This window comes from Neoactinobaculum massilliense, from assembly GCF_900604955.1.
GTDB lineage: Bacteria > Actinomycetota > Actinomycetes > Actinomycetales > Actinomycetaceae > Neoactinobaculum > Neoactinobaculum massilliense.
On record NZ_UWPE01000001.1, the window covers coordinates 1,236,517 to 1,249,825 of the forward strand.

At 64.2% G+C, this 13,309-nt stretch carries 11 protein-coding genes; 9 read left to right on the forward strand and 2 right to left on the reverse strand.

Features of this window, described 5'->3' with window-relative positions; all coding sequences use genetic code 11:
* Nucleotides 1-32 precede the first annotated feature (32 nt).
* From EIH27_RS05345 to radA, 3 genes are all read left to right on the forward strand, one after another.
* Nucleotides 33-1,436: a TrkH family potassium uptake protein gene (locus tag EIH27_RS05345; RefSeq protein WP_241152977.1), complete on the forward strand. Its 1,404-nt coding sequence runs from the start codon at nt 33-35 to the stop codon at nt 1,434-1,436.
* A 90-nt stretch (nt 1,437-1,526) separates the two neighbouring features.
* On the forward strand, nt 1,527-2,189 hold the full coding sequence (locus EIH27_RS05350) for a potassium channel family protein (RefSeq protein WP_124039878.1): 663 nt from the start codon (nt 1,527-1,529) through the stop codon (nt 2,187-2,189).
* Nucleotides 2,190-2,275: 86 nt separating this feature from the next.
* Nucleotides 2,276-3,652: a DNA repair protein RadA gene (gene radA, locus EIH27_RS05355; RefSeq protein ID WP_124039879.1), complete on the forward strand. Its 1,377-nt coding sequence runs from the start codon at nt 2,276-2,278 to the stop codon at nt 3,650-3,652.
* Between the two features lie 118 nt (nt 3,653-3,770).
* Here radA and EIH27_RS05360 read toward each other — a convergent pair whose 3' ends face one another.
* Nucleotides 3,771-4,868 (reverse strand): hypothetical protein, encoded by a 1,098-nt coding sequence (locus tag EIH27_RS05360; protein ID WP_124039880.1) that lies wholly within the window; start codon nt 4,866-4,868, stop codon nt 3,771-3,773.
* 152 nt (nt 4,869-5,020) lie between these two features.
* Here EIH27_RS05360 and EIH27_RS05365 point away from each other — a divergent pair, with 152 nt between their 5' ends.
* The 5 genes from EIH27_RS05365 to EIH27_RS05385 all read left to right on the forward strand — a co-directional run bounded on the left by EIH27_RS05365 (nt 5,021) and on the right by EIH27_RS05385 (nt 10,951).
* The gene (locus EIH27_RS05365; RefSeq protein ID WP_124039881.1) at nt 5,021-5,875 is read left to right on the forward strand and encodes an HhH-GPD family protein; all 855 of its coding nucleotides are present in this window, start codon (nt 5,021-5,023) and stop codon (nt 5,873-5,875) included.
* Between the two features lie 190 nt (nt 5,876-6,065).
* Nucleotides 6,066-7,706, forward strand: a complete 1,641-nt coding sequence (locus EIH27_RS05370; protein ID WP_124039882.1) for an L-lactate permease — start codon at nt 6,066-6,068, stop codon at nt 7,704-7,706.
* A gap of 219 nt (nt 7,707-7,925) precedes the next feature.
* Entirely contained in the window at nt 7,926-8,714 is a 789-nt protein-coding gene (locus tag EIH27_RS05375) for a (Fe-S)-binding protein (protein ID WP_124039883.1), read from the forward strand.
* A complete protein-coding gene (locus EIH27_RS05380) occupies nt 8,714-10,306 on the forward strand; it encodes a LutB/LldF family L-lactate oxidation iron-sulfur protein (RefSeq protein WP_241152978.1) in 1,593 nt (530 codons plus the stop codon). Before EIH27_RS05375 ends, EIH27_RS05380 begins: the two co-directional genes overlap by 1 nt.
* A gap of 15 nt (nt 10,307-10,321) precedes the next feature.
* Nucleotides 10,322-10,951 (forward strand): LutC/YkgG family protein, encoded by a 630-nt coding sequence (locus tag EIH27_RS05385; protein ID WP_124039884.1) that lies wholly within the window; start codon nt 10,322-10,324, stop codon nt 10,949-10,951.
* A 136-nt stretch (nt 10,952-11,087) separates the two neighbouring features.
* Here the strand turns inward: EIH27_RS05385 and EIH27_RS05390 are convergent, their stop codons facing one another.
* Entirely contained in the window at nt 11,088-12,293 is a 1,206-nt protein-coding gene (locus tag EIH27_RS05390) for a cobalamin-independent methionine synthase II family protein (protein ID WP_124039885.1), read from the reverse strand.
* A 152-nt stretch (nt 12,294-12,445) separates the two neighbouring features.
* Between EIH27_RS05390 and EIH27_RS05395 the strand changes: the two genes are divergently transcribed.
* Entirely contained in the window at nt 12,446-13,201 is a 756-nt protein-coding gene (locus EIH27_RS05395; protein ID WP_206424886.1) for a class I SAM-dependent methyltransferase, read from the forward strand.
* Nucleotides 13,202-13,309 lie beyond the last annotated feature (108 nt).

Genomic DNA, 13,309 nt, shown 5'->3' on the forward strand with positions numbered 1-13,309 from the left:
TTCCAGGGACACTGGCGCTTGAGGGGAGGACCATGCGGCGGGACGCGCTACCACGTGAAACACGTGACACCGGCGTAGCCGAGATGCGCGCACGCATCCGGGAGAGTGTCAATGCCGTAGCACGGGATTCCCCGGCCCGCCTGGCACTCATGGTGTTTGCCGGGATCATCCTCATGCTAACGGGATTGCTCTGTCTGCCGGCGGCCACCTCCTCCGGCACCTCGGCGGGGTTCGTTGACGCACTGTTCACGGCCACCTCTGCGGTGTGCGTCACGGGACTGACGGTGGTGGATACGGCCACGTTTTGGTCCCCGCTCGGCCAATTCCTCATCTCGCTAGGACTCATTGTGGGCGGCCTGGGGGTGATGACACTGGCATCGATCCTGGGTATGGCCGTCTCCCGGCATGTCGGACTCACGCAGCGCATGCTCACAGCCAGTGAGAATCAGTCTTCCCTCGGTGAGGTGTATACGCTACTCTCCACGGTGGTCGTGGTGTCCCTTTCCGCCCAGGGCATTCTTTTTGTCTCGCTGCTGCCCTTCTTCCTGAGCGGCGGTAACGCCCTGGTGCGTTCCCTGTGGGACGCCTACTTTATGGCCGTCTCCATTTTTAATAATGGTGGATTCGTGGTGATGCCGGAGGGCATGGCACCGTATGTAGGCAGCCCGGCGCTCTCCATCCCGATCATTGTGGGCACGGTGGTGGGCGCACTCGGGTTCCCCGTCATCCTGGATATTTGGCGGCATCGGCGCCATCCGGCACGCTGGTCCGTCACCACCAAAATCACCCTGGTCACCTACGTCACCCTGTTCCTGCTGGGATTTTTGGCGATCGTGCTCGTCGAGTGGGATAACGCAAACACGCTGGGCACGCTGAACATTGCGGACCGGGTTAACGCAGCGGCCGTGCTCTCGTCCTCGGCGCGCTCCACCGGGCTGACGGGCGTGGATATTAGCGGCATGACGCCCTCGGGTCAGTTCATCATCGACTCGCTCATGTTCATCGGCGGCGGCTCCGCTTCCACCGCCGGCGGCATTAAAGTGACCACACTGGGCGTCATGGTGCTGGCCGTGCGCGCCGAGGCCCGCGGTGACCGTGACACGGAGGCGTTCGGGAAGCGGCTCCCACCGCAGGTACTCCGCCTGGCTATCGCCGTGGCACTGGCCGGCGCACTCATCGTGGGGCTGGGTATTATCGCGCTCCTCATTATTACGGGCCTGCCGCTATCCGAAGTAATGCTCGAAGTCATTTCCGCCTTCGCCACCTGCGGTTTCTCCACGGGCATCACAGGGAGCCTACCCATTGCCGCGCAGCTGCTCCTGGTCCTCCTTATGTTCCTCGGCCGCACTGGCACCATGACCATCGCCGCGGCCCTCTCTCTCCGCGAGCGCCGCACACAGATTCGCTTCCCCGAGGAGCGGCCGGTGATTGGGTGACGACGCCGAAGCCACCGGTAGAACGTCGGGTCCCGCAAGCCGGCATTCCCCAAGCCCGCCCGGTTATGCTAAACCTCAACAGAAGGGAGCATGATGGCGGCAAAGAGTGAGGACCAGTCCGTCCTGGTGATCGGCCTGGGCCGTTTCGGATCCGCCATTGCCACCACCCTCGATGAGCTGGGCCGTGACGTACTGGTGCTGGAACAGAACCCGGATCTGGTGGCAAAATGGTCTCATCGTCTCCGCGTGGTAGAGGCCGATGCCACCAATCCCGAGGCGCTCGAGCAGGTGGGCGCGCAGGATTTCCCGATCGCCGTCGTGGGCGTTTCTACCTCCCTTGAGGCGAGCGTACTCATTACGGCGAATCTGTCCGATGTCCACGTGCCACAGATCTGGGCGAAGGCCATCTCCCGCGCCCACGGGCGAATTCTGCGGAGAATTGGGGCCCACCACGTGGTGTATCCAGAATTCGATGCCGGCATGCGCGTGGCCCACATGCTTTCCGGACGCATGCTGGACTATATCGAGATTGAAGATGGCTTCTCCATTGTCAAAATGCGTCCGCCCAAGGAGATCACCGGCTTCACCATCGCCCAGTCACGTATTCGCGAGCGCTTCGGTGTGCGCATCATCGGCGTGAAGGCACCGGATCATCCCTTCGAGTACGCCACGCCGGACGCGCGCATTGGCGCCGAGGACACCATCATCGTGTCCGGGGACTCCGAACTACTCGAAGAGTTCGCCAACCGTTAGCCCGCTCGGATCGCCGATGATGGCAAGCCGGCACGATGGCTAGCGGACCGGTTCGTCGTGTCGGAGCACGTAGCTAGGCTGATCTCATGGCAAAGGCACCCGCGCAAACATTTCAATGCACCAACTGCGGCTACGTAACGCACAAATGGGTGGGCCAGTGCCCCGAATGCGGAGAGTGGGCCACCCTCCAGGAAGTTGCGGCGCCCGTCTCCTCCGCCCAGCGGCCGGCATTAGCGCCCTCCAGCCCAGCGTTGCCCATCACGGAGGTGGCCGCCACCGCCTCCACGAAACGCCCCACCGGCGTGCCGGAACTCGACCGGGTGCTGGGCGGCGGCCTGGTGCCCGGCGCGGTGATCCTACTGGCCGGAGAACCCGGTGTTGGAAAGTCCACCCTGCTGCTGGATGTAGCGGCACGGGCGGCGGAACAGGCGACCGCGAACGGTGAACCGCCGGTGCTCTATGTGACGGGTGAGGAATCCGCTTCCCAGGTGCGCTCTCGGGCCGAGCGTATCGGCGCGATGGTGCCTGCCCTGCGCCTGGCCGCAGAATCGGATCTGTCCCGGGTGATCGGGCACGTGGAATCCACCCGCCCGTCACTTCTGGTGGTGGATTCCGTACAAACGATTGTTGATCCCACCGCGGAGGGCGGTGCCGGTGGTACCACCCAGGTCAAGGCTGTAACCGCCGCCCTCGTCAATGTAGCCAAAACGCGCAATCTTCCCGTGTTGCTGGTGGGGCACGTAACGAAGGACGGCTCCATTGCCGGCCCGCGCATGCTGGAGCACCTGGTGGACGTGGTGTGCCAGTTTGAGGGTGATAGGCATTCGCGGCTGCGGATGGTGCGCGCCGTCAAGAACCGCTACGGCGCTACGGATGAGGTGGGCTGCTTTGAGCTTACGGATACGGGAATTGTGGGCCTTCCGGATCCATCCGGACTATTTTTGTCCTCCCGCAATCTCACCGTGCCGGGCACCTGCGTCACGATGACGCTGGAGGGCCGGCGTCCCATGCCGGTGGAGGTCCAGGGCCTGGTGGTCCCCACCTCCGGCCGGCCGCAACGCACCACCAATGGTGTGGCCTACCCGCGCGTGGCACTCACTATTGCCGTACTGCAATCGCGGCTGGGTTTTCCCCTTGATCAGCGGGATGTTTTCGTCTCCACGGTGGGTGGCGCCCATGCGACCGAGCCGGCCGCGGATGTTGCCGTGGCGCTGGCGCTGGCCTCCGCCGCCATGGATCTGCCACTAGCGCCGGGCGTGATCGCAATTGGCGAGGTGGCGCTCACGGGTGAACTGCGGCCCGTCAGCGGGCTGGCTCACCGGCTCTCCGAGGCAGCACGGCTCGGTTTCACTACGGCCGTAGTGCCCGCCAGCTCCGAGATTCCATCGAAGGCGTCCATTCGTACACGCCCCTGCACCGACATCAAGGAGGCGATGCAGGCTGTGCTCCCCACACAGGCGTAGGTACTCATGCTGGCGTCCTCGACGCGGCGGGCACACGCGGTGGCAGCGTCGTGGATAGCGGACCAGGGCCAGCGTCCTCGGCGCGCCCGGCCTTCCTTTCGGCCCGGGCCCGGCCCGACTACTGGGCCTCCGAGGGGCCGGTGGCCGGCGCGGTTGCCACCTCATCCGCGGGTGCGGTACCGGCGGCATCGGCACCTTCAGGGTGCGTATCCGGCGTCACCGTGAGCGTGGGCTCCGGGGTGGTGCTGGGCGTGGCGGTAGGAATCTCGGCTGCGCGCCCATTGCCCAACGCGAACGTAACCGTCGTGGCCTTAGCGGAGGAATCGGTGAAACTGTAGGTGGCCGCGTAGGTGCCGGTACCGGCGGAGCGGCCACCGGATGGGCACCCTTCCGCCGCAATCTTCCCCGACCAGGCAACGGTTACCGTGGTGCTCATTTTCCGGTCAAGAAGTAACCGTTTGGACTCGGAGCCCGGTTTGCAGGCCAGCGGATCGGCCATGTGCTGTCCACCGGAGGTAATCTCCAGCCGCGTATTTCCCCACCCGACGTCCACCACACACGGGTTTGTTTCCGAACGGTTCGTGAGCGTGGCCGTGAAAGCCACGGTGCCGCCCGCGCTACTCCCGTCCACCGCCAGGCTGACGTCCAGCATGTCCGGAGAACACGCCGTCGGCGTGTAAAGGGCCTGTGTGGGTGCGGACTGGGCCTCGGAATGGCTAGCCACCTTGCCCATCACGTAATACAGCACCGCGGAGACAACGATAATGAGCACCACAGCCACCGCCATGATGCCTAGCAGCCGTCGATTAACGGCGCGTGTGGTGGCCGGATGCTCCCGGACCTGCCTTGCTCGCGCGCGGTCCCGTGGCGTCCGAGAGGCATCGCCGCGCCGCCCGGCACCCTGCCGCTGCGTACGTTCGCCCCGCTGACTGAGCGCCGATCGAGTTCCCGCCGCGGCGGACGTTCGCCCGGTACCGGTAGAGCGCCTACCGCCGGTAGCACGGTCGCTACCCGACGCCGATCGCCGCGGCCGACGCTTCGTGTTTTGCCCGGCGTCCCGCTGCCGTGCCGAGTTACCGTGGCCACCACGTTTCCCCGTGGCGGATTGCCGCGACGCGCTGGCACGGCGGGCCGGGGAGCCGGCCGGGCGCGAGCCCTTGCCACGCGAACGAGACTCCCGCGGGCGCCCCGGCTTGTTCGGCTGCTCATCCTTCATGCCCGCCACGCTACCAGTGCCGCACGGTGGACGTGCGCCTGCGCCACTATCGCCCCGGTCCGCACCCCCAAAAGCCCCGCACCGCGAGCGCCGGAACGTCTGCGAATACCGCCGCCTGCACCCCGCGCACGCCGCCGTGCCACACTGGACAGGTGTATTTCGAGGTCATTGAATGGTTCGCTAAGCACGGCCGCCCGCTTCCCTGGCGCGAACCCGGCACGCCGCCGTGGGCCATCCTCGTCTGCGAAGTCATGAGTCAGCAGACGCCCGTTTCCCGCGTACTACCCGCCTGGACCGCCTGGATGAAACGCTGGCCGACCCCCAAAGATTTGGCGGCCGCGCGCGCTGCCGACGTCCTGGTGGCGTGGGGCCGGCTCGGCTACCCGCGGCGGGCATTGCGCCTGCAGGAGTGCGCGGGCGTCGTCGTCGAAAAGTTCGGAGGTGAACTACCACGCAACCGGGCTGATCTGCTCTCCCTACCGGGCGTGGGCCCCTACACCGCCGACGCCGTCATCGCCTTCGCGTACCGGGAACGTTCCGTTGTGCTCGATACAAATATTCGACGCGTGCTGGCCCGACAACATGGCACCGAACTGCCTCCGCCCAGCCCGCGCAAGTTCGAACTGGAACGTGCGGACAAGCTGGTGCCGGACGACGGCGAGGCCGCGGCACAGTGGAACGCGGCAATTATGGAGCTCGGGGCGCTTGTATGCACCGCCACGAACCCGGCGTGCGAGCAGTGCCCCATTGCCGGAACCTGCCGCTGGGTGCAGGCCGGGAAGCCGCATAACGCCGCACCGCGCACCACCCAGAAGTTCACCGGCACCCAGCGGGAAGCCCGCGGCAAAATCATGGCGGTACTTCGCGCTGCCCGGCACCCTGTGTCCCTGGAACGCCTCCAACACGAGGCCGGCCTGCCTGACGTCCGCTTCACGCCGGCGCTCGACGCGCTTCTCGAGGATGGTCTGGCACGCCGCGAAGCTGGCGCCGTCGCGCTACCGGACTAGCAACTAACCGACTCGAGCTGTCGGCCCGACGCTGCCCGTCTCGTCGCGTTATTGTCGCCCTTTACGTCACGCTCTTGTTGCAAAATTAGTCACACACCGTGGCAAGCGGCACACTTTTTTACGCTAAGGGCAACGGTCGCCCAATGAAGGACGGCCACCACGCGGCATTTTTCCTATTGAGGAGGCCAATATGACATTTACACCGTCTGCCACAGCTGTGGGCGGCTCACTGGTGGGTAGCGCACTACTGGGACTTCTTCCCCTTGCACTTTTCTTCGTACTTCTCGGCGTATTCAAGATGAAAACGCACTGGTGCTCACTCATCTGTCTGGTAGCCGCCATCCTCGTAGCTGTCTTCGGCTTCAAGATGCCCGTTGGCCTCTCCATCATGTCCGGCCTCCAGGGTGCCGCCTTCGGCCTCATTCCTATTCTCTACATCGTGATCATGGCCGTATGGCTCTACAACCTCACCGAAGCCTCAGGCCGCTCGGAGGACGTGCGTGCCGTGTTCTCCACGGTGGGCAAGGGCGATATGCGCGTGCAGGCGCTCCTCATCGGCTTCTGCTTCTGCGGCCTCTTGGAAGGCCTGGCCGGCTTCGGCGCCCCGGTGGCCATCGCCACCGCCATGCTCTTCGCACTGGGCGCACCGCCCATCCGCGCGGCCGTAGCCGTCATGGTGGGCAACGCACTCTCCGTGGGATTTGGCGCTATCGCCATTCCAATGACCACGGTGGCCGCCCAGGGCGGTCAGGATCCCACCCTGGTGGGTGGCACGGCCGGCCGTATTGCCCCCATTCTTGTCGTCTTCGTGCCCTTCCTCATGCTCGCCATCCTGGATGGCAGGCGCGGGCTCAAGCAGACGTGGCCGGCAGCCCTCACGGCCGGGGTCACCATGGCCCTCTTCCAGTTCATCGGCTCCAATTTCATCTCCTATGAACTCACGGCCGTTATTGCCTCGCTGCTCTCCTTCGCGGCCGTCGTGGTGCTTATGCGGTTCTGGACTCCCACCGCGGCCGAGGGTATGTCTACGCAAACGCCAGCCGAGAAACTCTCCGGCGGCCGCGTCACACTGGGTCTGCTGCCCTACTGGCTGGTTGTCATCGTGTTCGGCATTGCCAAATTGGGCGGCGCTATTCCCGATTGGCTCTCCTCCACGGATATCAAGATTCACTGGCCGGGCCTCTACGGGCAGCTGCTAGACGCCACCGGAAAGGTCAATGAACAGGCCGTCTTCAACTTCTCCTGGCTCTCCAGCCCCGGCACCATGCTGCTTATTACGGGCCTCATTGTCTCCCTCGTGTACGGCCTTGCCTCCTCCGGTGGGCGCTACCCGTTCTCCTTCGGACGCGGCATCTCCACGCTGGGCCACACCATCGTCAATCTGCGCCTCACCATCCTGACCATCATGGCGATCATGGCCCTGGCCTACGTCATGAACTTTTCCGGCCAGACCATGGCTATCGGCACCTGGATGGCAGGCGCGGGCGCTACCTTCGCGTTCCTCTCCCCGATCCTCGGCTGGATTGGAACCGCCGTCACGGGTTCCGCCACCTCCACCGGCGCGCTATTCGGCGGTATGCAGTACGCGGCCGCAAACACGCTCCATATTGATCCGAACCTGCTCCTCGCCGTCAACGAGGTGGGCGGCGGTATTGGCAAGATCGTGTCGCCGCAGAACCTGGCCATCGCCGCCTCCGCAATCGACAAGCCAGGCTCCGAACCCGAGCTGCTCAAGAAGGCCGCCCCGTGGTCCGTGGGTCTCGTGGTGGTCCTCGGCCTCATCACCCTGCTGGCTTCTCAGGGCGCCCTGAGCTTCGTGATCGCCGGCTAGCACCCGACGCCGTCGTATTCGCCGGTTCGTACGCGGCCCCGCCCATACGCGGTCCCGCCCGTAGCCGGCGACATCGGCGTCGCCACCCGAATTAAGTAAACAAATCGTTGCGTAAGGGGCGGAGCAGCCACCCGCCCCTTAGCATTTTTTCAACGGCTCGTAGCGGAAAACCCGCGCGGGCAGCGCCGCCGTCGCGGCGCACAAAGGAAGGAGCAAGCCGTGAAGGTTGCGCTATTCGCCACCTGCGTTGTGGACGCCATGTTCCCGCAGGCCGCGCAAGCCACCGTGCACCTCCTGGAGCGGCTGGGACACGAAGTTGTGTTCCCAGAAAGCCAGGGATGCTGCGGACAGATGCATATCAACACCGGGTTCTATCCGGAGGCAATCCCACTCATTGAGAACCACGTTCGAACCTTTGAACCCGTGCTGGATGGGGAATGGGACGCGATCGTGGTGCCCTCCGGCTCCTGCACGGGCAGCATCCGCCACCAGCAGGCCATGGTGGCCGAATCCGAGGGGCACATGGCACTGGCCAAGCAGGCCGAACGCATCGCCGCCAAAACCTATGATCTGCCGGAATTCCTCATTGACGTGATGGGGACGGATGATGTGGGCGCCTACTTCCCGCACCGCGTCACCTACCACACCACGTGCCACTCCCTTCGCATCACCCGCGAGGGGGATAAGCCGATCCGCCTCCTCAAGAAGATCGGCGGTATTGACTACGTGCCGCTCCCCGATGCAAATATCTGCTGCGGCTTTGGCGGTACCTTCTCGGTGAAGAACGGGGCCACCTCGGCCTCGATGCTCTCGGACAAGATGGCCGCCATCAAGTCCACGGGTGCCGAAATCGTGGCGGCGGGTGACTATTCCTGCCTCATGAACATTGCGGGCGGCCTATCCCGCACCCGCTCCGGCATTCGCGCCATGCACCTCGCGGAGCTACTGGCCGGCACCGAGGATGAGCCCTGGACCGCTCCCGCTTCTACAACTAAGGCTGGTGTGTAATGAGCAACGTATTGCAGATGGGCACACGAATCGCCCACAACGCCACGGATGCCTTCCACAAGTTCCGTGAGCGTGTCACCGGCTCCTGGCAGGCCGAGGATCAGGCACAGGAGCACCTGGGGTGGACACCGGGTGTGCCGCTCCCCAAGGATCCGCTCCGCTGGGGAGAATCGTTTACCCAGGGCGCGAAGAAAACGCTGCAGAACACGCAGATGCGCCGCAACCTGGGTTATGCCACCGGAAAGATTCGCTCCAAGCGTGACACCCGGGTATCCGAAATGCCCGATTGGGAGCAGCTCCGCGAGGCGATGAGCCAGATCAAGCGGAATGTGGTAGCCAACTGGGTGGACCTCCTGGAGGAGTTCGAAGCCAACGTCACCAAGCACGGCGGCATTGTGCACTGGGCGCGTGACGGCGAGGAAGCGAACCAGATCATTTACTCCCTTATCAAGGAGAAGAACGCCACCAACGTGGTCAAGGTGAAGTCCATGGCCACCCAGGAAACGAATCTCAATGTCTACCTGGGTGAACGCGGAATCTCCTGCCGTGAGACGGACCTGGCGGAAATGATTGTGCAGCTTTCCGATGACATGCCCTCGCACATCGTGGTGCCGGCCATTCACCGCAATCGCTCCGAGGTCAAGGCCATTTTTGAGGCGCGCATGGAGAACCCGGGCAAACTCTCCGATGATCCGCGCGTACTCACCATGGCGGCCCGCGCTGAGCTGCGTAAGCGTTTCCTCTCGGCCACGGTTGCCGTATCCGGCGCCAACGTTGGCGTAGCCGAAACCGGCACGGTGGGTATCTTCGAATCCGAGGGCAACGGCCGCATGTGCCTCACCCTCCCGCACACGCTCATCACGCTGATGGGTATCGAAAAGCTGGTACCCAAGTACGAGGATCTCGAGGTACTCACCCAGCTGCTGCCCCGTTCCGCCACCGGCGAGCGCATGAATCCGTACACGTCCTTCTGGACGGGCGTGACGAAGGGCGATGGCCCGCAGGAGTTCCACATCATCCTCATGGATAACGGCCGTACCCGCGTGCTTTCGGATCCGATCGGGCGCGAGGCACTCAAGTGCATCCGCTGCGGCGCCTGCATGAACATCTGCCCCGTATACCGGAACACCGGCGGCCACGCCTACAACTCTGTGTATCCCGGGCCGATCGGCGCGATTCTCACGCCGCAACTGCTGGGTGCCACGGCTCACGACGATCCGGCGGCCACGCTGCCCTTCGCCTCCTCGCTGTGCGGGGCGTGCGGGGATGCCTGCCCGGTGAAGATCGATATCCCCACCATCCTGGTGCATCTCCGCCACAAGTACTACGAGGCGAACCGTGGTGTGCCGGATGTGTGGTCTACCGGCATGAAGGCGGCCACCACCATCATGAAGTCCGGTAAGAATATGGCTCGCTTTGAGAAGGCCCTTATGAAGCCCGGGCGGCTGACGGCCGGACCGAAGCGTCATATCGGCTATATCCCGCTTCCGATTGCAAAGGAGTGGACGCGGGTGCGCGATATCCCGGCCCCGCCCGCCACTTCCTTCCGCGAGTGGTGGAAGCAGCGTGAATCCGGTCAGGCGTCGAGGTAGGAAAGGCTGAAAGCAATGGATGCGAAAACTGAAATTCTCGATCGGATCCGCGCCGTGGGCCCCATCCCCTCCAGGGAGGTACCCCGCAACTATCGGCTCCACGGTGACGGGCATGATGTCATTGCCGAAATGGTGGAGATGCTGGAGGACTACAGCGCCGAAGTAGTGCGCGTGCAGTCCGCCGGTATCCCGGACGCGGTGGCGGACTACATGGCCAAGGATGATGTGAAGTCCGTGGTGGTAGCCGCAGGTGTTCCAGCGGCGTGGAAGGAAGCCGCCGGCCGTGATAACCGCGTGGTGAAGGAGGACAACCCGCCGCTCTCCAATCAGGAGCTCAATGAGACAGACGCCGTTCTGGTGGCCTCTCGCTGCGGTATCTCCCTTTCCGGCACCATCGTGTTGGATCACCAGGCTGATCAGGGCCGTCGCGCTATCTCGCTAGTGCCGGACACACTCATCGTGGTGCTGCGTGCTTCCACCGTGTTTGCCACGGTGCCGGAAGCGGTGGCGCTCCTCAGCGAGCACCCGGAGCGGCCCACCACGTGGATCGCGGGTCCATCCGCCACATCGGATATTGAGCTGGTGCGCGTCAACGGCGTGCATGGCCCTCGTAATCTCCGCGTGGTGATTGTGGAGGATGAGTAGTAGCTAGAACGACGCCGGAGGGTGGAGCGGGATACCCGCTCCACCCTCTTGCGTATTAAGCCCGGGTGCCGCGGCACGCGAAGGACTATGCCCGGTTCGGCAGCCTCAGGCTGCCGAACCGAAACGCCCAGCAGCCCTAGAGCCGCTCGGAGGCGATCCGAGCACCCTGCACGAGAGCATCCAGCTTCGCCCAGGCAATATCGGGGTGCACGCGGCCACCCAACCCGCAGTCCGTGGAGGCAATAACGTTTTCTGCTCCCACCCGGCGGGCAAAGCGCTCGATGCGCTGGGCCACCAGTTCTGGGTGCTCAACCACGTTAGTCGAGTGGGCCACCACACCGGGAGCGATGCGCTTGCCGTCCGGCAGTTCGACGTCGTCCCAAATCCGGTACTCATGTTCGTGACGCGCCCCGGCCGCCTCGAATGAATAGATCCCCGCATTCACCTGCAGCACCTTGTCCACAATGGCCTGGAAGGGCAGATCCGTGGTGTGGGGACCGTGCCAGGAACCCCAGCACACGTGGAGACGCACCTGCTCCGGTGGAATACCCTCGAGGGCCCGATTAATGGCGTCCACGCGGACCTGAATGTAGGTGCGGTAATCCTCGATCGATGGAGCCGGGTTGATCTGATCCCAGGATTCCGCGAGGGAGGGATCATCAATCTGGACGGTGAGGCCGGCATCCGTGATGGCCTTGTACTCCTCGTGGAGGGCGTCCGCGCAGGCCATGACCACGTCCGTATCCGTCTCGTAGTAAGCGTTGGCGATGCGCGCGGCACTGCCCGGGGCCACCGAGGCGATGAAACCACAGGAGGGATCTAGACCCTGCTCCTTGAGGCCGCGCAGCACATTCGTGATGTCCTGCTCCACCTGGTCCGCCCCGATGTAGGTAATAGGCCCTTCAATCACCGGTTCCGGCACCACTTCCGCCGCCGGATTGCCGATATGAATGCCGGAGTTCGGATCCGCGTAGGCGGCCTTGAAACGCTGCCAATCGCGCCGTTCCTCGAAGGTAGCCAGCGTCACGCGGGTGGCGGACTTCGTGTGGAATGCCCGCGCCTCCGCTGAGGGATGCAGTGTCAGCCCGCCCAGCCGGGTGAACGAATACCACCACCAGGAACCGAAGTTAATCTGCTCCCTCATGATGTGGCCGTATTCGCCGTCATTGATCAGCTTGAGGCCGAGCGAGCGTTGGCGCCGCATGACCGCATCCACTTCGCGCTCCAGCACCGTATGGAATTGCTCATCATCCATGGTGCCGGCGGCATGCTGCGCATTGGCATCCAATAGTTCCTGCGATCGCGGCAGGGACCCCACATGCGTGGTGAGGATTCGGGTCATAGCGTTCCTCCGTTCTTCGCAACGGCGCAAAATGAGGCCGTTAACGGCATCCTATGCGGCTCCGAACGAAGGATTCGTGCCACCCACCACCTCGGATGTGTGGCACAGCGCGCACTCGTGAGCAGAATGTGCACCGCGGTTAGGCTGGCCGCATGGATTCTCGTTTCACGCTCACTCCCAACCCGCGCCGTGGCTCCCGACCGCACCAGCGAGGTCACTCTAATTCGCACCGCGAGTCCGCTCCGACGGCGGACGGTGGCACGCCTACCCCGCATGGCCGGGGAGATGCGGCTGATAGCACCGCCACCCCGGACACCAATCGCTGGCTCCAGGCCATGGCCGCTAATCCCAACCATTCGCGCTGGTACGCGGAACGGTGGGTGAAGATTCAGGCTACCGGGCGCGACATTTTCGGCGAGGCGCGTTTAGCGGATGCCATGGCGCCGCGTCAGGCCGACATCCTGGATCTTGGCTCGGGTACCGGCCGCGTAGGCGGCTACCTTGCGCGGGCCGGGCATCGGGTGGTCGGCGTCGACCTGGACCCGTACCTGGTGAACGTGGCGCGCCATGATTGGCCCGAAGCCGAGTGGATAGTAGGCAACATTGCGACGGCGTCGCTGACGGATGCGTCCGGTAATCCGCGCCTTTTTGACCTGGCGATCTCGAGTGGCAACGTGTTCACATTCCTCGCCCGCTCCGAACGCCGTCCAGCGCTGCGCAACCTCGCGCTCCATCTCAAGCCGAACGGTGTGGGACTGGTTGGTTTTGGTGCCGGCCGCGGTTACGCGTTCTCCGATTTCTTCGACGACGCCGCTGCCACCGGCCTGGCCCCACGGTTCCGTTTCGGTACGTGGCAGTTGGGCGCACCCGGTGATGACTTTTTGGTTGCCGTGCTGGTTCGCGCATAAAAGATTTTCTTCGGCCCTCGACTTGCGGGGCCACGTGCCAACCACGCTAGAGTTAGCAGCATGACAATTCGGTGCGCGGCAGACTCCCCGGCGTGCGGTACTCCGCAG